Origin of the sequence: Paenibacillus sp. FSL H8-0548 (genome assembly GCF_038630985.1) — a bacterium.
In the GTDB taxonomy this organism is placed as follows: Bacteria; Bacillota; Bacilli; order Paenibacillales; family Paenibacillaceae; genus Pristimantibacillus.
This window is the reverse complement of the sequence record NZ_CP152049.1, coordinates 1,075,000-1,096,604: the sequence shown is the minus strand read 5'-3', so window position 1 is coordinate 1,096,604 and position 21,605 is coordinate 1,075,000. Positions and strand designations below refer to the sequence as shown.

Sequence of the window (21,605 nt, the reverse complement as noted above, 5' to 3'; positions counted from 1 at the left end):
TTTTGCTTATTCCAGGGTTAAGCTACCGGTTTATCCATTTTTCAGGTATGGACATAGCAATGACAGCCTCCCTCTAATTTATAATCTTGTCAGCATTATAACATAGCTGTAACAGCCAAGGTGAAACGGCTATCAGCGTCCATTAGAAGAAAAGCTCATTTCTCAGTGATATGTAAGAATACTCATAGTTTTAAAAAAAAGGCCTTAGTCTCATAGAATTCAAGACTAAGGCCACTTACTGAATTGATGTTCCCACTATGACTATACGTCAAACACGGGGAGCAAACGCTTTTTATACTTTTAAATAAGTTCGGACTTTTGAAGCAGCTTTTGTACAATCACCGCAACCTCGGCCCTCGTTATGAATGCCTTTGGCGCTAATAGATTGCCAGGTTTCCCGCTTACAATACCTGCCCCAACATTGTCGGCTATGCTGCTGATCGCCCAATCGGATATTTGTTCCGCATCTGTGTACGGGCGCAACGTTATATTGGTCTCATGATTCGGAAGCTTCTCCTTCAGCCCGGTTATCGACATCGCTTTAGAGATGATAACCATAGCCTGCTCTCTTGTGATCTTCTGGTTCGGTCGGAACGATCCATCCTCGAAGCCGTTAATCAATTGATATTCATAAGCCGTGTTAATCACGCCGCTGTACCAGTCCGATGCCTTCACATCCGAGAACGGCGCTGTTCCATCCTCCGGCTTGAGTCCCAGACCCCGAACGAGGATAGCCGCAAATTCAGCACGAGTAATATCTTGATCAGGATTGAATATGCCGTTACCCGCACCCGAAACAATCATTCTTGAGCCCATGTCGTTGACAGCTTGCTCCGACCAATGGCCGAACACATCATTGAATTCAAGCGGATTCCAAACAATTGAATACATGCTGTTCGTCAAGCTGTTGATCTGCGCATAATATTTCCCATCAATACGCACGATCTTAGTCGGTACATGGCGAACGGTTCCGTCCGGATCAACCACTACACCAGTTGTAATATTGTTCGGATCTACGCCGTCCGGAATTGCTATCATTCTTTCGACATAGGCATTGAATTGAAATACATCGACAGTCGTGCTGCCATACACGGCTCTAATGGTAAAATCGAGCGGAGGCACGACAAGCACAAACTCGTATTTAGCTGCTGCACTCTCTACCACTTGCGACATATGATTTGGAGAAGCTGCGATTTCGATCTGCAGCTTGATGTCATTCAAATTGACCGATTCGCCAAGTTGCTTAATGATGGCATCCATATTGAGCTGCAGTGCAGGCAGCGTATAGGTCGATTTGTCCGTTTTAATTTCCAGAACCGCCTGCTTGCTTTCCAGATTTTTAACCATTTCCCCGTTTAGTTCGACAATCACGACATCAGAATTGGTATTGACTGGGATTGTGACAACGGTATGCTGCCCTTCCTCCTTCAGCTTGTCATCAAGCTTCTTCTGATCAACAGTCACTGTAATGACGGATTGATCTTGTCGCTTGCTCATCGTTGCGGTTCCCGCATTCTCCACTTTGCCGTTAACGAGGATTTCTACTCCATTATTGGTTGTTTCTGGACGCGCTGGAGCATTATCGTCGCTGCTAGGCGGCAATGCCGGAACGATGGAATTGGATTCGATGGACGACTCACTCTTTCCTGCCGCGCTAATCGCCTTTACCGTAAACGTATAGCTGATGCCATTCGTTAAGCCTGTCACGACAATCGGGCTTGTCAGGCCTGTAGTAAGCACATTACCCGGTGTTGCCGTAACCTCATAACCAGTAACTTCACTTCCTCCATTGTCTGCCGGAGCTGTAAATGTAATTGAGGCTTGTCCGTTTCCGGTGACTGCTGTTACATTCGTCGGCGAAGACGGTAAGGTCGCAGGCGTTGCATTGACTTGATTCGACTCCGCACTCAGACCTCCCGCATTTCCCGCTTTCACTACAAAGGAATAGGCCGTGCCATTTATTAGATTTTGCACAATGTAGGAATTATCCTCAACGACAACTATTGGTTCATCGTCAAATTGACCTGAATCAACAGCCATATAAATATTGTAATACGTTGCGCCTGTTACCGTATTCCAGCTCAAACCAATCTGCCGATCCCCTCCGGCAGCCACAAGATTGTGCGGATTTGCGGGAGCGTTTGGCAAGTTCACCGCTTGAGTTACGGAGAATGCTACAGGTGCCATATTATCCGCCGTTACCGTAATGATTGAAGTGTACGTGCCCGCTGGCAAGCCATTGCTTGCTTGAACGGTAAAGCTTGTGGCGGGTGCTCCGCTATTAACGGTCGCATCTGGCTGTGTGATGACAAAATCTTCAGCATTCATACCACTCAGCGATGCGGACAAGTTCGTCAAGCTGCCGGTGCCGGTATTCGTAATCTGAATTGTTTTTATTTCTTGAGAATCCGAGCCGTAGCCTTGAATAAGCTCTATTAACATTTGATCGGAAATTGCGTCGATCGTGTAGGTAGGCGCCTCGACTACCGTGATCGTCGTCGTTTTCGAATCGATATCGGCTGTAGCTGTCCACAATTCGCCATCCCATCTCTGCTTGTTGAACACAACAGTTACGGTATCAGCGCCTGCGACAGAAGGCGTGTAAGTGGACACATAACCTTCCCCGCCCAAGTTGAATGTTCCCTGCATGCCGCTTGGCGACGATGACCAGCTTACAGGAACATATCTTTCATCTCCGCTTACAACGCCCGCTTCCGCTTGACGATCACCGGTTGCCGTAAGCGTCACCGTACTGCCTGCTGTGACGCTGCTTGAGCTAAAGCTGTAGCTGTTGTTCGAAGTGCTCGCCGTCGTTTCTGTTAAGATACCTGGCTTGACTACCCGAATCTTTCCATTTTCAACCCACGCTGCATATAATGAATCCTCGAATGCGATCAGACTCGGATTAGTCGCGACCACACCCAAGCCATTCGCACCGTTAATGTCTACAATTGTCCATCTGTTTCCGTCATATTTCTTCGCGCGAATTTGGGAACTGTATGAATCGTTCTGTTCCTCCCAAATCACATACAAGGCATTGTCGAGAACCGCAAGACTGGAATTAAGAGCGTTTTTGGAAAAATCCGCATTCAACCCGTCTCCGTCTACACTTATCCAGCTTGTATCGCCTGCATACTTCTTGACGCGAATTTGTTTAATGTTTGATTCGTTCAATTCCTCCCATACTGCGTACAACTCATTGTCAAAAACAGCAAGGGCGGGATTAAACGCGTTTCTTGAAGAACCCGCATTCAGCCCATTGTTCTCATCGCCGCCTGCGGTTGTCCACTCATCCCCGTCATATTTCTTAATGCGAATTTGTTGAACGCCTAATGAATCGTCCTCCTGCCATATCGCATACAAAGCGTTATTAAATACTTTCATCTCGGGAAGACGGCCGTTTCCGAATGCATTCACATTCAATCCGTACTCTCCATCGTCTAGGCTTGTCCAGCCTGTCCCCGTATATTTCTTGACGCGAATTTCGGAGCCGTAGGAGCCGCCTAAATCCTCCCATATCGCATATAAACTATCGTTGAACACAGCCAGACTGGGAGAGCCAGCACCTTGTTCAGGCTTCAGATTCAAGCCGGTCGATTGATCGCCTTCGGCGCTTTCCCACCCGTCATCGCCATACTTCTTGACGCGAATTTGATCCGCATTTCCGCTCGTTTCACTCCACACCGCATATAAAGTATGATCAAAACCAATCAGCTTGGGAATAGATGCGCCTTGAGATGCATCCATATTCAATCCGTTTACATCGCTGCCATCTATGCTTATCCATTTTGCGCCATCGTACTTCTTGACGCGAATTTGATTGGCTGTTCCATTATATTCCTGCCACACCGCGTACAATTCATTGTTAATCACAGCTAAACTAGGAGAATCTGCATTTGATAGAGCATCGACATTCAAGCCTCCGCTGTCTGCGGGCTTCCAGACGATTGGTATATACGGGATCACAACGACCTCAATCATTGCCGTATAATTGCCGCCGTTCGCATACCCTGCGGGAATTCCGCCCAGCACTGCCGTGAACGTGTAGCTCCCCGCCTCATTCGGATTGTAACCGTCCGTGTCCAGCCACGACGCTACTGGTACGGTGATCAATTCATTGTTCGCCGTCACACTCCCTGGCAAAGCGGCGATTACCGCTGCTGCATCGGCATAAGCCGAGTTCCCTTCCGCCCCTGCCTGGACATCCTCAATCGCATCAAAGCCTGTGATCTGCACCGCGAGTGGAAGAGGATAGGAGGTTATATAGGTACCGTCGGCAGTAAAAACCTTCACCTTCTTTGCCGTCATATCCGTAACATACATAGTCCCATTTGCATCGACCGCCACAGCTCGCGGCAGTCTGAACCCATTGTTGTCAGTTCCCTGCGTGCCCGGCGTCCCGAGCGTCTGCAGCAGTGTACCATTGCTGCTGAACACTCTCACTGCATAATTCGAGCTTTCCACAACATACAGTTTACCTGAACTATCAATTGTCAATCGGCTATTGCTCGCAATACCGACTTCAAGAGTGGCCAATTTGCTGACAGCATCGCTGTTCAAAATATAGATCAAGTTACCGTCACTCGTAGTGACGTACAATTTCCCATCGACCCCGATATCTAGCCCGGTCGGTCGACGATTTGCCCCTTCCAAAAGGTTATAAACAACCCTACTGACGTACGTGCCATCTGCGGGGTTAAAGATCAGAATACTATAATTTTGAGAGACAACATAAATCTTCCCATTTCCAATCTTAATGTCTACCGTGCCGCCATCCGTAAATGTCCAAGTATTCAAATACAAGCCCGTATCGTCGAAAATTTGAATTCTCATATTGAAAGCGTCCAAAACGTAAATCCGCTTTTGACCCCCAGCGTCCTTCCCAACAGCAACGCCCTGCGGGTAATTCAAATGCGAATTGGAGCTTCCGGACGCCCCGGGCGTTCCAAGCGTTCTAATCAGGTTCCCGTCGGAATCCAGTACAAATACAGCATGCTTTCCTGTATCCGTAACATACAGGATGCCGTCTTCATCGACGGCTACGCCGTGAGGCGTATTGAAAGCGTACTCCGTGCTTTCCGCCTGAACTGCTTGCGGGAACGCACCTGCGCCGACAATAAGCGACACAATTAAAGTTATAATGAGTAATCGATTGGCGTTCAATTTTTGCATCTTCCTTTCATAATTGGGGTCTTTCGCTTCTCTTCATCCGATCGTCCATTCCAGCATATCTGATGGCACCTTAAAGAAACCTTAAAAATCGACAATTTCCGCCAATGACAAACAAGCCCCCACCGTATGCCGATGGGGACCTGTTAAATTGTTGCATGATATTGGCGCAAGTTGTTAAACTTGCGAAGCTTGAATGCGAACCGTTACCTTCGTCCCTCGTCCGGGCTCGCTGTCCAATTCCAGCGCTATCCCATATTCGTATTTCAACCGTTTGTTAATATTGAGTAAACCAACACCTTGCGACGCGCCAATCTCGGTCCCTTCCAGCAGTCTTTGCAACCGCCTCGGTTCAATACCGATACCGTCGTCAGACACAACAAACAGCCACTGACCATCCGACTTGCTTACCGTCAACGTCACCGTACCGCCTTCAATACGGTCTCCTATACCGTGACGAATCGCATTTTCAACAAGCGGCTGCAGCAGCAGAGGAGGAATCCGCAAATCAAACGCCTCTTCCGCTATATCTGCTTCGAAGCGAATACGGTCTTTAAATCGGTAATGCTCAATATTGACATAGGTTTGAATCAGATTGTACTCCTCTTGGAAAGGAATTCTCCCTTCCGTGTTGCTGAACCGGAAGCTGCCGCGCAAATAATCGGCGAGATCGACAATCAAATTGCGGGCACGCTCTATATCCGTATAGCTCGATGCAACAATACTGTTCAATACGTTGTACAAAAAATGCGGCTTGATTTGCGATTGTAGAAACGCGACCTCCAAATGAACCGCTTTGGCGAGTGATTCCTTCATGGCCAGCAATCCTCTGATTCTTGCTTTCAGTTCCTCACGATCGAACGGTTTGGGCAAGTAGTCATTCGCTCCCGCCTGGAAGGCCACCGTCTTATCCTGCTCTTGAATAGCAGACGTCACCATGAGAATTGGCAATTCCAACAAGGTATAACGTTTGCGAATTTCCTGACATACTTCATAGCCCGACATGCCCGGCATCATGAGATCGAGAATGACAAGATCGATTTTGCCTGGCGTATCGACTTGTTCCAGCGCCTCATACCCGCTCTTGACGGCGATTACGTGATAATCAAGCGTCTGCAATACATCGAGCAATATTTTCAAATTAACAAATTGATCATCGACGATAAGCACCGTATGCTTCCCATTGCGATTCAAGTCATAAGGCGTGACAAAGGAATATTCAGCTTGCCTCGGCATGACCCGGCTGTCCGGTTGGTCTGGCTTCGCTTCTATAGCCTCATTCGCAATTGGCAACGTAAACGTAAACGTCGACCCGGCTCCCAGTACGGAGGCAACTGATAAAGCACCGTGTTGAAGCTCTGCCAATTGTTTCGCAATGGACAGTCCAAGCCCGAAGCCGCTGCGTTCCTCGGCATCAAACGATTTGAAAGGCTCAAATAAATACGGAATAGCATCAGGCTCGATGCCTTCTCCTGTATCCTGTACTGAGATTTCAATCATGTTGTCACGTACCGCCCCCATAACTGTAATACTTCCGTTCTCCGTATGCTTAACAGCATTGTCCAGCAAATTGCCGATAATCTGGCTGAAGCGGCTCTCATCGGCAAATGCGGCAGGCAAGTGCGCAGGGACAGCGTTTGTTAGTCGAATATTGCGTTCTATGCTCAAATAAGAGTAGATACGCATTTGCACCTCCACCGCTGAACGAACATCGATCGGTGTCGGCGCCACCCTTAGCTCGCCCTGCTTGAGCCTGGACAAATCCAGAATGTCGTATACAAGCTGGGAAAGCCTACTCATTATACCGACAATCAATCCAAGCTTCTCCCGCTGCTCAGGTATAAGAGGCTGTGTTGCATCATCGAGCATCGATTTCGATATATTCATCACACCGTGGAGCGGCGTCTTAAACTCGTGAGATGTTCTAGCCAGAAAATCGTCCTTTAATTTGTCTGTTTGCAGCAATTGCTCCGACAGCTCTTCGATTTTGTGAAAAGCATTCGAGAAGCGAAGCGACATTAGCAGGGCCAGCATCAGCAGGACGAGAAACGGCTCCAAAGGAACAATCATATAGACCGGCACGCCAAAATAGATGTTCATATTTTGCTTAACTGCAAATATATTCAATGCGATAGCGGCAACAGCCAGATATTTGCTCCCCTCAACCTTATGAAGAGCCGCCGCTACGAATATGTAGGTTGCATAAATCAGCGGAAAAGTCACATAGATCGTCGTCAGTTGACGCACCTGCTCTGTCGCCATGCTCGCACCGAACAAATACAGCGCGGCGAGCAGTATTCCTATAATTAAACCGACGCGAACGATCCATTTGGAGCAATAAGGACGAAATGCGGTATACACATAAAGCAGAAACCCCAGCCCTCCCCCAATCGCCGAAATCATCTGAATACGAATGTAAAGCCAGAAAGGAAGCTCTCCCGCGACCTGCAACAACAACCTTTCCCCTCTTGTGCTCGTAAAGACCGCGATACACAGACACATCAAGCCAAAAACGAGCGAAGAACGATCTTTTTTCCGTTGCGAATACAATCCTGTAAAATACAACCCGATAATCAGAAACGCAGTTAGCGTAATCCAGTCATGAGCTTGCGCTTTATCTCGAATCCCGGCAATCTGATCGGCTGTTCCAAAATAAATGGATTCAATGATTCCGCTATCTACGGATAATTCGTAATTGGCAACATGAAACATAATCTCATTCCAGCCCGGCTGCAGCGTAAAATAGCTGACAAATGGCTTGTTCAATGCTCGATACTCCCGTTTCTCGGCAGGCTCCCCACTTGAGCCGACGATTTCACCGTTGACAATGAGCCGATTGGATAAATAAATGGACCCCGTTTTCAAGCCGAACACAGCACTCGTATCGCCCAGCTGAATACGCAAACGATAGGTCGCCATCCCCTTGATATCCATCACGCTCGACCACGACCCTGGCACTTGAATTATCGCCGGCTTCAAGCTCTCTTGCGCCGATGAGGAATGGAAATCCCGATGCGATAGAAGCTTGTCAGGGTACAGCTCCCACTCCCCATCCAGTTGAATGATTCCATCCTGCTCAAAGCTCCATGAGCTTAAATCCAAAGCACCCCTCACCGCCGAAGGTCTCGGCTTGTCAAGTAAGGAGGCGTAAAACAAGAGAGCGCCGTAGACTGTAATTAATAGAAGCAACGTTACAATTGCCGCAACCATACTTTTTTTCATAGGTTTCCTCGTATTCTCCTACTCTTATTGATTAATAGCTTGCCGATACAGAAGAAGCGTCGCTTCCTCCAGCGCGGCGCCCAGTTGAACACGCACAGCTTGTTCCAATTGCAAGTATACATGCAGCGCCTCATTGCGATTGCCCATCTCCAGATGCAGCTTAATCAGCTTGCGCCCGTCCGCCTCTGAATCAGGCTCAATTGACAGAAGCCGCTGCATGCTGTCGAGCGCAAGCGCCGTATTGGCATTCTTATAAAAATATTCATGCCATTTGCGAAGCGCGCGAATATACGAGGCGTTTATTTTCATCTGTCTGACATCCGCCCATTTGAAATCGCAAGCCTCCATGTAAGGTCCCTTATACATGGCGTTCATCTTGTCATACATTCGTTCATCATATCTCTCATCGGATATCATACTGTTCAGCAGCGTCTCGAATTCCATCACATCGGACGTTATGCCATTCAATTCAGAGACAAAGCCTTGGTCAGCCTTCTGTATGCTGATCGGGATGTTGTTATCGGTCAAGCTCTTTCTTAAATAAGACATGCATGTGTACAAATAGGTTTTCGCTTTGTTCAGATCATACTCCGGCCATAACGCTTCAATAATTGAAGCCGTATTCACAGGCCGTCCTTCATAATGGAGCAGAAATGCGCAAAGCTCCTTTTCCTTCTTCGTTTTCCATGCAAGCCTTTTTTCCTTATTATCCGATAACTGAATGTGGAAGCCTCCAAAAAATTGGATATGAGGGAATGTGCCGTCCTTCGGACGGGCCTGAACAGCAGCTTCAGATACATGTGGTTTTATAAGAGCAACCGCTTTTTGCAATCGCTTTATCGTAAATGGCTTCAACAAATAATCAGTCGATTGAATCTCAAATGCTTCGACTGCATACTCTGCATATGCCGTTGTAAATACAATGGGCATTTGGGGGCGCGTTTTCCTGATTGTTCTCGCCACTTCCGTCCCCCGCATGCCAGGCATCTGGTTATCGAGAAACACAGCGTCAACCCCATCAATGGGAAATTGGCTCAAAGCTTCAAGCGCTTGAATCGGATTGACATATCTTCCGACGACCTTTACATGTCCAATTTGCCTAAGCAATATTTCCAATAAATCGAGCGCATCCTCTTCATCATCTATGAGCATTACACGAATCATCAAGCTTGTCTCCTTATACCTTCTTATATTTCAAGCAAAACGGGGCCGTACAAAACGTATGACATCAATTACAGATTTGAACTTCACAAAGCTGCAATCGATCTGGCAATGGAAAATTCACTTGATTTTATCATGATTCTGGAAAGTTCGGAAGGCACACAGAAAATTCTTGGAGGTTTAGAAACGAAGGAACTCATGGGGGATGGGGCGACCCTGACAGACCTCCGGCCGGGACCGCCAAAAAGCGGCAATCCCGGCCGGATTTGCAATGACTAAGCTTTAACTTCTTCAGGCGTTCTGCGCAGCGCCCATCCTTGGGCTCTGCGACGCTCTTCCCAGAAACGGCGGTAAATGCCGCCGCTCGCGAGCAGTTCCTTATGCGTGCCCGACTGCACCGCCCTGCCGTCGTCGATCACGACGATATGGTCGGCACGACGAACGGTATGCAGCCGATGGGCGATAATGACGACTGTTTTGTCGCGGGCCAGCTCCGCGAACGCCTCCTGAATGTACCGTTCGTTGTCCGGATCGACGCTGGATGTCGCTTCATCCAGCAAAATAATCGGCGCGTCCTTGAGTATTGCCCGTGCAATCGAGATGCGCTGGCGCTGACCGCCAGACAGCAGCCCACCACCTTCACCCACCACCGTATCATAGCCGTCCTGCAGCTTTATAATAAAATCGTGACAGCGGGCTTTGCGGGCCGCATCCTCCACCTGCTCCATACTGGCGTCCGGATTGCCGTATCGAATATTGTTCGCCACCGTGTCGTTGAACAGATACACGTCCTGGAACACAAAAGCCAGTTGCTGCATCAATTCATCGGAATTCATGCCGCGTACATCCGCGCCGCCGATCGTCACTGCGCCCTGCTGCACATCCCAGAAGCGTGCAATCAAATGCAGCAGCGTCGTCTTGCCCCCGCCCGAAGGCCCGACAAGCGCCGTCGTCCCCTTCTCCGGGATGACCAGATTCAGGCCGCTCAGCACCGGCTTATCTCCGTAGCCGAAGGTCACGTCGCGGAACGCAATCTGGGAGCCTTGCATCGGCCGGCGTTCCGACGACAGAAGCGGCATATCCTCGACCTGGATAATATCGTTCATATGGTGCACCGTCGTCGCGAACATGCGCTTAAACAGGGCATAATCCATCAGCGGCAAAGGCTCATAGAAGCAAATGGCCAATACAAGGAACACCATGAAGCTGGCCGGTTCAAGCGTACCTTGCCCCGCGAACACCCCGCCGACGATCAAGACCAGCGCCAAGCCCAGCTCGAACGAAATATTGTATACGGCCGTATACGGAGTCAGCCCCCGATTAATCGCAATACTGGCATCTCTGTATTTTCGAATCGTTTCCTCATAGCTTTGCATCCGGCTACCGGCCAGTCCGAAGGAACGGATGACAGCTATGCCGCGAATATACTCCAAAATTCGGCTGTTGGCTGCCTGTCGTGCAAGCGACAGCTTCTGCATAATTCCCTTCAGCTTCCGTTCCGCAAGCCATGCCGAGACAACGCTGAGCGGCACCCCTGCCAACGAAACCAATGCAAGCCGCCAATCAATCCACAACATCGCAATTAGAATCAGCGGCGGAATGACGCAAGCCTTAATCAAGCCGATGACGATGGAAGGCACATAGATGTAGCTGCCTGCGTCGGTTTTCACCCGCGATTCCAGGACCGAAGCATCCTTTTGCAGGAAAAAGCCATAAGGCACCTTGCGCAGCCGGTCACCCAAATACAGACGAATATGCGTCAGAAAATGGCCGAACAATGGAAAAGACCATTTATTCGTCAGGAAATAAAACAGCGCTTGACCGACAAACATCAACGCCATCCAACCCACCGCGCGCCACGCCTCGTCGAGTTGACCGGCAAGTAAATAATACAAGACGGCGACCACTGCAATCGATCCAAGCGCAGTAAACACGTTCTCAAAAAAGGAAAAAACGAGCGCACCTCGCAGCTGATTACCCTTCTCGCCTGCCAGCAGCAGCGATTGCCGAAGCTCAGACATCTCACTCAAATGCCAGTGAGGATCGTCTGACGCCGGTTTGCTTCCGCCCTGCTTGACGCCGAATGGCTGCGAATCCGCAGCCGTCTCAGCACCCGCCTCGGCCCGCAACGGCGAATCCGAGGCGGACATCGCTGTTTCAACCACTGCGCCTGGAGCAGGCTGATCTTCTTCTAAATCCTCTGTCCCAGCCTCATATGCCTCCCAAAGGCGGCGATACAGTTCGCTGCTCTTCAGCAGTTCCCCGTGTGTCCCGACAGCCGAGACACTCCCCTCGTCAATGACGGCAATTTGGTCGGCATGCACCACGGTGCCAAGCCGATGGGCGATCGCAAGAATCGTCTTGGGTTCGCCGTCGGCAGGATGAAGCAGCCCTGCCAGCGCATCCTGAATGCGGGCTTCGTTCTCCGGATCAACAAGCGCTGTCGCCTCGTCCAGCACGATAATTGGCGCATCTTTCAGTATGGCGCGAATGAGACTGATCCGCTGCCGCTGGCCGCCGCTGAGCGCCATGCCGCCTTCACCGACAGCGGTATGATAGCCTCGCGGCAATTGTTCGATGAACGCATGACAGCCAGCCCGCTGGGCCGCAGCCATGACCTCCTCGTCCGTAGCGGCAGGCTTGCCGAGCCGGATATTATCCATGATGGTTCCCTGGAACAAGTAAGCGCCCTGAAACACAAACGATACGAGCGACATCAACTGCTCTTCGCTCATCTCTCGCACATCAACGCCGCCAATGGTCACGCTGCCGCCGTCCGTATCCCAGAAACGGGGCAGCAAGCGGGCTATCGTCGTTTTCCCCGCTCCGGATGGACCCACCAGCGCTGTCATAGTTCCCGCGGGAATTTCCAACGATACATCGCTAAGCACCGCTTTCTTGTTGTACGCAAAGGTCACATCCTGAAACCGGATGGTCGCATCCTTTGGTGTCTGCGGCCGATCGGCCGACGCCATTTCCGGTTCCTCCAGCATCTTGCTAACATTTTTGAGCGATGCAGCCAAACGAAAGGCCGTCATGCCGCTCGAACGGAGCATTTTGAATAAAGCCGTCCCCACGCCTAAAGACATGAGGATAAAAAAGATAAGTACAGGAACCGTAAGCTGCTCCTGCGCGATCAACCATATTCCTGAAGGAACAACAATCAGCAGCGTCGTCCGCGAGAGCAGCACTGCAATCGTTTTGGCCGGCATCCCCTTGCTTTCGATTCGGGAAGAGGTCTCCGAAAATTCACGTACCGCTTTCGCATAGCTCTCGAATGCCAACTCGGTGCGGGAGAAGGCGCGAATGACCTTCATTCCATATACATAAGTAAGAATAGCGCTGCTGACCGCCGCCCCAGCCTTGCCGTATCCGGCTTGCAGCGGTTTCAAATAGGTCATCACCAGTGAGTAACCGCCCACCGTTACACCGATGAAAGCGAGCACGGCCAGCCCCATCCGCCAATCCATCGCAAACATGATGGCAAAGGAGAGTATCGGCAAGGCCGTGCTTGCCGTAATGTCCGGCAGCAGATGGGCAAGGCCTTCCTCCAATTGCTCCACGTCTTCATTCAACGTGTGCTTGATCTTACCGCTGTCCGTCCGATCGAAGTAGCCGAGCGGCAGCTTGGCCAGCTTATCCGCCAAGGCCATGCGGACCTCATACACCACGTCGTAGGCGACGCGATGCGTCCAATTTGTCGACAACGCCGTCAGCAGCCCTTTGAGCGCAATCGCAAACAAAGCCGTCCCAGCAAGCGCGAGCAATTGCGCTAGATCGCCGAGCAAGCTGCCGTTCGTCAGCCCCATGCAGATCCGATAGATGACCCAGTAAGGAATAAGACCCATCAGGGTAGCAACAACGCCCGTCGCAATCGAGCCGGCCAGCACCGCTTTCCGCTTGAGCAGGAAAGGTTTTAAGCGGGATATGGGGGAAGGCGGTTTGATTTTATCGGCCTTCGGCGCCGAATTTCGTTTGGCTTGTATCGCTTTAGATTCCGTGACGATCACTCCCTAAATTAGTATAATTTCAATGATAATGATAATTATTTTCAATTATAACAAGAAAATATTGGACATTCAATAATAAGCACTCCACTCGTTTCCCGTTAAACAACGAGAATCAAATTCTGAGCGAATTTGATCAACGTCAGTGAATAGGATACGCAGCGATTCATGTTACGATTAACCTATTGAAAACGTTACTATTTCCATAAGTTGAAAGGATGAAGGATCATCACTAAATTACGTATTGGCATCATCGGTCTTGGGAATATGGGTGTGAAACACGCCACGTATTTGATTCAAAATGAAGTGCAGAATGCAGAGCTTACAGCTATATGCGATAACGCTCCCGAACGTTTGAAGTGGGCTAAGCAGCAATGGGGCGATAAGGTTCTTTTGTTCAACGACATAGATGTATTTTTAAGCAGCGGCAGCTTTGACGGAGTACTTATCGCTACCCCACACTACAGTCACCCGTCACTCGCAATTAAGGCTTTAGAGAAAGATCTGCATGTCATGATTGAAAAGCCTGCTGGGGTCTATACGAAGGAAGTTCGGAGGATGAACGAAGTTGCAGCCAAGTCTAGCAAAGTGTTCAGCATTATGTATAATCAGCGCACTAATCCGCTTTATGCCAAGCTGAAGGACTTGATTTCGTCTGGAGAGCTTGGAGAAGTACGCCGGACAAACTGGATCATCACGAACTGGTACCGCTCACAAAGCTATTACGATTCGGGTGACTGGCGCGCGACATGGGAAGGAGAAGGCGGCGGGGTACTCATCAACCAGGATCCGCATCAGCTCGACCTTTGGCAGTGGACAACAGGGCTTAAGCCTAAACGCATCCGGGCATTCTGCTATTTCGGTAAAAACCGTGACATTGAAGTGGAAGACGATGTCACCGCATTTGTAGAGTACGAGAATGGAGCCACTGGCGTGTTCGTAACGACAACTGGCGAGGCTCCGGGAACCAATCGTTTTGAAGTGACGGGAGACCGCGGTAAAATCGTGGTCGAAAACGATCAACTGACGTTTTGGCGCTTACGTGAGTCGGAAGCTGAATTTAACCGAACGTTTACGGGAGGTTTTGGACAGCCGGAATGCTGGAAATGTGATATTCCGATTGAAAATAAACCCCATGGCCACAAAGAGCTTACACAGAACTGGGTAAATGCCATTGTGAAAGGAACACCGCTGCTTGCTCCCGGTGAAGAAGGCATCAATGGCCTGACTCTCTCCAATGCCATGCTGCTTTCGACCTGGACTGACAATTGGGTGGATACACCTATCGATGAAGATTTGTTTTATGAGCTGCTGCAGGAAAAAATCCAACAATCTTCAAAAGCCAAAAAAACCGGTAATAATCAAACGCTTGACGTGGTTGGTTCACATTAAGCAGCAAGATAGTACAATATCATCTTAAAAAAACTTGAAACGGGTGAAAAAATGAGAATAGCAGCACAGCTTTACACACTTAGAGATTTTTTGAAAACCCCCGAGGATATTGCAAGCAGTCTAAAAAAAGTTAAACAAATTGGATATCATGCCATTCAAGCTTCTGGTCTGGGCCCTATTGGCGATAAGGAATTGAAAGAAATTGCGGATCGGGAGCAGTTGACAATCTGTGCGACTCATATTCCATTCGCAGACTTAACTGGCAATCTGGATGCTGTCATTGAAAAGCATAAGATTTGGGACTGCAAATATGTAGGATTAGGTGCTATGCCGCTAGAATACCGCAGCAGCAAGGAAGGCTATTCCGCTTTTGCCAAAGAAGCGACGGAAATTGGAAAAAAGCTAAACCAGGCAGGACTGCGTTTTTTTTACCATAACCATGAGTTCGAGTTTGCAAAATTTGATGGAAAAACCGGAATGGACATCCTTATGGAGGAGACGGATAAGGAAGCTGTAGACTTCCTAATCGACCTATTTTGGGTTCAAGCGGGCGGAGCGGATCCGATAGAATGGCTTCACAAGCTTAAAGGGCGCATGACACTCGTACACTTAAAGGATTTTGCAGTAACTAGTGACAGAGAGCGCCGCTTTGCCGAGGTCGGAGAAGGAAACATGAATTATCCTTCAATATTAGAGGCCTGTGAACGTGTTGGAATAGAATGGGCCCCCGTTGAACAAGACAATTGTTACGGACGCGATCCTTTTGAAAGCTTGGCAATCAGCTTTAATAATTTGATAGAGCTCGGCGCAAAGGCTTAAGCTAGTAATGGGAGCTCCGCACCGTAAGCCAGTCGCGGCCAAACGGCGACTTTATTATGGCTATCTCGGTGCGGAGCATATTAGCGAAGTACTTGCCTTCCCCATCGTGAATGTTAAAGGAAAGGAATTTTTTGTATGAAATCTGTTGCACCTTACCCAGAAAAGATCCGTTTCAGTTATATCAACAACAGAGCAATCAATTCCGTTTTTCACTCTCATAATTTCTACGAAGTCTATTATTTTCATAGCGGAAAGTGCAATTATTTAATTGGCGATAAAATTTACGAGCTGGTACCGGGCGATCTTATCCTATTGAACGGTATGACGCTGCATTGCGCGAATATCGACCCCGAAGTCGAGTATGTTCGCTCGATCATTCATTTTGAACCTGCGGAGCTGCAGGGATTCATGGAACCGCTCTACTCATTAAATATTTTGCAGCCGTTTCAGGAATTGAATAATTACCGGATTCGCTTACTGGGCCAAGAGAAAAAAGAATTCGAAGAAATACTGCTGCGCATGCACGAACGATTAGCTCAGAAAGATCCTATCGGCTATAGCCGGTTCCGTCTGGCCTTTGTCGATCTGCTGCATCTCATTTACGAATACTGCCAAAAACCGCTTAAAGATCGTGGAGAGCTTCCATCACAAAAGGCGATGACGGTGCAAAGCATCATTTCGTTTCTCGAGAACAACTATATGGAGGACATCCACTTAGAGCAGCTTCAAGAACACCTGCATATGAGTAAATTTTATTTATCCAAATTGTTTAAAGAAGTAACCGGTATTACCATATTCGATTTTCTGTACAGGCGTCGTATCAATCAAGCGAAAATTTTGTTCCTTCTGCAAAAAAAGCTGACCGTCACAGATGTTTGCTATAGGGTCGGATTCAAGCATCTCGCCCATTTTAGCCGTGTATTCAAGAAGCAGACCGGCGTTACGCCGGAACAGTACAAGAAGTCGAAGCACGAAGCTTAGATTCGTGCTGGATAATGAAGTGGTCCCCACTTCATTAATTACTTCAGCCTTCGATATTCAACCGGAGACATTCCCGACGATAATTTAAACAATTTGATGAAATAGCTTGTATTCTCATAGCCCACCATTTCGGCAATCTGTTCTACACTTTTTTCGGATTGTATCAAATACTCCTGTGCCTGCTCCATCTTGGCCCGCGTGACAAATTCGATAAAGGTCTCTCCTGTTTCCATCTTGAAAATCCGGCTGAAGTGGCTTCCGTTAAGATGAAGCATGCGGGCAACCTCATCCATCGTAATCTTCTGTGACAAATGTGTTCTCACATAACGTTTAGCTTCAATGACTTCTTTTCTTTGACTTTCGTGTTGTGTTTTGGCGACGTAATCGATTTTTTCCATAATAAAATGCTGCACAAATATAAACAACTCTTCCAACGATTCTAGCTCGAGGAGAGTGTTATGAAGCGCTTCTGTAGAATAAACATATTGAAACTGCTGCTGCGAACGATACTTCAGGTCGATATCGGACAAAAGCTTAATCACCCAGCCCCGAACTTCCTCCACTTTAAAATAGTGCGATCTGATCCATTGCTCCCAGTCGTGTAGTATCTCCTTCACCCGATCAGTCTCGCATTCTGCAATGAGTTGTTTGAATTCATCCAATGCTTTTGAATAATTTTTATAGATATCATCATTAGAGTCTCGAAACGCAGACCAATGATAAATCGTTTTCCCCGCAGCATAAAAACGCAAGTCCTTGCTCTCCGTTAATTCCTTCACATTATATTTGATTTCTTGAGGGGAGTGAGCTGGTTTAGAAATCATGAAGGACAGATTCATTTTTAAATCAGATTTAAACTCCTCTTGTATGGCGCGCAAATGAAGAAATACCTCATCTACGGCTTTACCCCCAAAATTTCCTTGCAGAGGAACTAGCAAAATGATTTCATTGACTGAATATTGAAAGGTCACTCCGCGCACCCTTGCATCAACTAATTCATATAAACCGCTTTCAAGAACATAAGTAAATAGCTCTTTCGTTTGAAAGCGTTGTTTCATTTCTCGGAAATGATTAGCGTAACAAAGGACAGGCAAATAGCTCTGCTTTTCCAGATCAATTCCAAACCCCTGCGCTTCAGCAAGCCATCGTTTAGGATCGACTAGAGGATTTGATACAGTCGAACGAATAAAGCTTGCCTTTAATGATGAATGATTTCGGTCCATCAAGATCTGCAGCTGCTCTTGACTCGACCGTTCCTTGTTTTCTTGTTTCATTTGCAAGTGTACGTTTTCCATCAGCTCGATCATCGTTTCAGGCTCCATCGTTTCTTTCAACACGTATTCATCTACGCTTAGCTTGATGGCTTGTTGGGCATATTGAAAATCATCTTGACATGACAAAATAATAACCCGCACTCGGTGATCGATTTCTTTAACAGCCTTGATCAGATCCAAACCGTTCATCACTGGCATCCCTATATCCGTAATCAGAAGATGAGGCATATCGAGCTTGCAATGCTCCAGCGCTTCCAAGCCGTTTTGATGTTGGCCTATCACATGCATATCCAATGAATCCCAAGGAATGAGTTGTGATAAGAATTCAAGTACGGGATAACTATCATCAACCAGCATAACCTTCCACATGACTTTTATCTTCTCCCTCCTGTATAACTAATTTGATCATGGTTCCCTTTCCCGGTTCGCTCTCTAACTCCATTAGAAACCCTTGTCCATATACCAATTTCAACCGCTCGTATACATTGATTAAACCGATGCCTGACATGCCATTGCTGTTTTTTGCTCGAACATTGCCACTTTCAACACCCAATTTAAGTTTGTTTCGCAAAATCTCTAACTCACTTGCGGTCATTCCAATCCCATCGTCCTGAATGGCTAGTACTAGCTTCTCTTGCATTTTCCATGCATGGATACTGATCTTTCCTTTGCTCTGCTGCAAAGCATGGATTAAAGAATTCTCAATAATCGGCTGCAGAATAAACCGCGGAACGGACTCGAGCAACGATTCAGAGCTTAATTCAATCTCATATTGAAATGGATTCTTAGAGGTAAACAGCATTAATTTCATATAATCCTCTACAAGATCCACTTCTTCCTTCAGGGTGATGAACTCGAGGTCACCATTGATCGTTTGACGAAGCAAACGCGATAATGAACTAATAATATTGGCATTATCACGATCTCCCCTCAGAATGATTCGCATGCGGACAGCGTTTAATATATTAAATAAAAAATGTGGATTTATCTGAGCCTGCAGCATCGCTAATTCCGCTCTTCTTTTCAATTCCTGTTCATAAGTAATCTGTTTTATCATCAACTCAATGCTGTCCAGCATCGTGTCAAATGATCGGCCGAGCTTCACGAATTCATCCGGTCCACTGATGTTAGATCGCATGGACAAATTACCCGCTTCAATATTCGTTGCGATCTTGACTAGCCTGACAATGGGCTTCGTAAATTGGCGCAATAAATAAATGAGAATCAATAAAAACAAAATAACAAAACCGATTTGGAGCAAAAAATTTGATTTGAAGATCGTATTAACTTGAGTGGTAACATTCTTGTAGGGAGTAAGACTAATCAGCTTCCAACCGGCAAAAGGGAGATTTTTCATGACCCCAATCTGTTTCTCTTCGTCAGACTCGCGTACCGTTACATCGCCTGATTGATTCCATTCTCCGAATTGAGGGTATTTCTCGCCTATATGATCGCTAGCTGATAGGATAGTACCATCTTCGGAAAGCAGCATAATATTTTGACTATCGCTATATTGTTCTATGATAGAACGAAGCTGTAATTCATGGATGCTGGCAATGACATAGGCGTATGGTTTCGAAGAGCTATCGCGCAATGTGCGTGCAATCGTGATCATATATGGATAACGATTGCTTTCGGATTTTATATAGGTCGGGTGAACTCCAACCCAATAGGTATCGGAGGAATCCTTAAATTGAAGATTCGAGAACCAGGCCTCCTCCTTGAAACGTAAAGGATGATATTCGTAATAACTGTAATCCGAATAGTATCTATCATCGGCAAGAAGGATCGTGCTATAGATTCCGAAATGATCTGACGTGAATGAACTGAGCTTTTCCTCCACTTTCTTCTGCATTTCAAAGGCTTTATAGCCTTCCGTTACGGGAGATCTTAAGATCGATCCCATCTCCACATCAAATTGAATGTTATTCGTAATCCTTATCAAGTTGTTCATAACATTTGAAATATGCGCCTCAGTAACCTCTAACGACTCGGATGCTGTATGTACGGCTCGTTCTTCGATTAAATTAATAGTAAAGAAACTCGTATTCAGCATAATGCCCCCGACAGGAATCACTAAACAGAGAAAGGAAGTAAAAATAATTTGTTTACGGAATGAAGATTTTAGACCACGCAACCATTTCACGATTCATGCACCGCTTTCCTCTTGATGCTGCTTTTCATGCTGAAATACAAGGAAAATCAACGGTCTGCTCAGTTTTATCTGAAAAGACCGTTGATTTGAAGTTTTATTGGCTATTCTTTATAATTTCTTGCCCTTTTTGAACCGCTGAATTAATGGTAGTGTCCACATCTGTTTCTCCAAGTAAGAACTTTTCAACTTCTTTCTTGTAAGCATTTTCGAGTTCTTCGTTAATTGGTGCTGGAATGTTGTATTGCTGCGGAATGCTATTCGTCATCGTGTACATTAAAGATTCTCTGTCGATCATATCTGGTGTTTTCGAAGAAGCAATCAAAGTATCAATAACTTTGTTTAAATCTGCTTTCTTCCATGCCGACATATATTTACCTTGGTACTGAATTCCTTCCGTTGTATACCACCGTACGAAGTCATAGGCTTCCTGCTTATGCTTTGATTTCGAGGATACACCCATGATATCTCCGGCAGTGATAGTTGATATTGGATCCGCTTCGTTTACTTTAGGATAAGGAGCGAATACAGTCTGGAAGTTAGCCGGTACTTTATCAGATCCGCCAGCTTCAGGAATCATGAAATCGCCCGTAACAATCATACTTGTTTTTTCACCAAAATATTGTGGCCTGTAATTCAGCTTTTGGCTCATCGTTTCTGAATACGGCGTTGCCGATTTGTCCACCATCTCCGCTTGCTTGCGGATATCTAGCGAACGTCTGACTAGCGAATTATCGATATTCAGTGTTTTGCCATCGGACTTAACAAGGTAGTAATCATCCGGCTGATTGCTCAAAGCCAAGTGATAGTATTGGGAGAACGTATGAAAGTACGATCCATACCTTTTGCTCGCTCCCTCGCCTTTGGTCAGCTTTTTCGAGTAATCAAGGAATTCGTCCCAGGTCCAATCTTTAGGAACTGAAAGCCCGGCCTCATCCAGGTGATTTTTGTTCATCATCACAAAGTAAATATTTTTCTTGGCAGGCAGACCGTAGATGGTATCCCCATAGGTCGTATCCATATAGTATTCGTCTTGCATATTAAAGCCATCTTTTGCGATGTAATCGTTAAGCGGCTCGAGCATATTGGCTGTAGCACGCTGAGCGTAATAGGTTGCATTGGAGAACATCATGATATCAATCTGATCGCCGGATGCGGAGGCAAGATCAAGCCTTTTCAGATATTCATTCGCATTGTTGTCTCCAGCGGTTACGGCTTCGATCTTAATGTTTGGATATTTTTTTTGGAACTCGCTATAGACCGTTTTCCAATTGTCTTGATCTTCATTGTACCAGAAGTGAAGTTTTAATGTAGTCTGATTGGTGCTATTGTCGGGAGTTGACTGCTTCTCCTTCTGAGCACCACATCCGCTAAGCAGACCTACAATTAATGCAATTGAAGTAAGAATATAAGACCAATGTTTCATCG

General features: G+C 47.1%; 10 protein-coding genes. 3 read left to right on the top strand and 7 right to left on the bottom strand.

Going from position 1 to position 21,605, the window contains the following annotated elements; translation table 11 throughout:
* Window positions 1-300 precede the first annotated feature (300 nt).
* From MHI37_RS04595 to MHI37_RS04580, 4 genes are all read right to left on the bottom strand, one after another.
* On the bottom strand, window positions 301-5,163 hold the full coding sequence (locus tag MHI37_RS04595) for an S-layer homology domain-containing protein (protein WP_076337913.1): 4,863 nt from the start codon (window positions 5,161-5,163) through the stop codon (window positions 301-303).
* A 183-nt stretch (window positions 5,164-5,346) separates the two neighbouring features.
* Entirely contained in the window at window positions 5,347-8,391 is a 3,045-nt protein-coding gene (locus MHI37_RS04590) for an ATP-binding protein (RefSeq protein ID WP_076337912.1), read from the bottom strand.
* 24 nt (window positions 8,392-8,415) lie between these two features.
* Window positions 8,416-9,555, bottom strand: coding sequence for a response regulator (locus MHI37_RS04585; protein WP_076337911.1), 1,140 nt, complete (start codon window positions 9,553-9,555; stop codon window positions 8,416-8,418).
* Between the two features lie 272 nt (window positions 9,556-9,827).
* Complete coding sequence (locus MHI37_RS04580; RefSeq protein ID WP_144023724.1) at window positions 9,828-13,562, bottom strand: ABC transporter ATP-binding protein; 3,735 nt, start codon at window positions 13,560-13,562, stop codon at window positions 9,828-9,830.
* Window positions 13,563-13,787: 225 nt separating this feature from the next.
* On the opposite strand from MHI37_RS04580, the gene MHI37_RS04575 reads away from it, so the two are divergent.
* The 3 genes from MHI37_RS04575 (at window position 13,788) to MHI37_RS04565 (ending at window position 16,751) form a co-directional block, all read left to right on the top strand.
* Window positions 13,788-14,951: a Gfo/Idh/MocA family oxidoreductase gene (locus MHI37_RS04575; protein ID WP_076337909.1), complete on the top strand. Its 1,164-nt coding sequence runs from the start codon at window positions 13,788-13,790 to the stop codon at window positions 14,949-14,951.
* Between the two features lie 51 nt (window positions 14,952-15,002).
* Window positions 15,003-15,770, top strand: a complete 768-nt coding sequence (locus MHI37_RS04570) for a sugar phosphate isomerase/epimerase (RefSeq protein WP_076337908.1) — start codon at window positions 15,003-15,005, stop codon at window positions 15,768-15,770.
* A gap of 135 nt (window positions 15,771-15,905) precedes the next feature.
* Complete coding sequence (locus MHI37_RS04565) at window positions 15,906-16,751, top strand: AraC family transcriptional regulator (RefSeq protein ID WP_076337907.1); 846 nt, start codon at window positions 15,906-15,908, stop codon at window positions 16,749-16,751.
* Window positions 16,752-16,789: 38 nt separating this feature from the next.
* On the opposite strand, the gene MHI37_RS04560 is transcribed toward MHI37_RS04565, so the two are convergent.
* The 3 genes from MHI37_RS04560 to MHI37_RS04550 form a co-directional block, all read right to left on the bottom strand.
* Entirely contained in the window at window positions 16,790-18,394 is a 1,605-nt protein-coding gene (locus tag MHI37_RS04560; protein ID WP_076337906.1) for a helix-turn-helix domain-containing protein, read from the bottom strand.
* Window positions 18,372-20,081: a sensor histidine kinase gene (locus tag MHI37_RS04555; RefSeq protein WP_076337905.1), complete on the bottom strand. Its 1,710-nt coding sequence runs from the start codon at window positions 20,079-20,081 to the stop codon at window positions 18,372-18,374. Before MHI37_RS04555 ends, MHI37_RS04560 begins: the two co-directional genes overlap by 23 nt.
* A gap of 193 nt (window positions 20,082-20,274) precedes the next feature.
* Window positions 20,275-21,603 carry an extracellular solute-binding protein gene (locus tag MHI37_RS04550; RefSeq protein ID WP_076337904.1) on the bottom strand — a complete coding sequence of 443 codons (1,329 nt, stop codon included), beginning with the start codon at window positions 21,601-21,603 and terminating at the stop codon, window positions 20,275-20,277.
* Between the last annotated feature and the right edge of the window lie 2 nt (window positions 21,604-21,605).

Coding starts and splice junctions, on each gene's coding strand:
- MHI37_RS04560 (WP_076337906.1), bottom strand. CDS start 18,394: ATGTGGAAGGTTATGCTGGTTGATGATAGTTATCCCGTACTTGAATTC.
- MHI37_RS04590 (WP_076337912.1), bottom strand. CDS start 8,391: ATGAAAAAAAGTATGGTTGCGGCAATTGTAACGTTGCTTCTATTAATT.
- MHI37_RS04570 (WP_076337908.1), top strand. CDS start 15,003: ATGAGAATAGCAGCACAGCTTTACACACTTAGAGATTTTTTGAAAACC.
- MHI37_RS04555 (WP_076337905.1), bottom strand. CDS start 20,081: ATGCTGAATACGAGTTTCTTTACTATTAATTTAATCGAAGAACGAGCC.
- MHI37_RS04550 (WP_076337904.1), bottom strand. CDS start 21,603: ATGAAACATTGGTCTTATATTCTTACTTCAATTGCATTAATTGTAGGT.
- MHI37_RS04565 (WP_076337907.1), top strand. CDS start 15,906: ATGAAATCTGTTGCACCTTACCCAGAAAAGATCCGTTTCAGTTATATC.
- MHI37_RS04585 (WP_076337911.1), bottom strand. CDS start 9,555: ATGATTCGTGTAATGCTCATAGATGATGAAGAGGATGCGCTCGATTTA.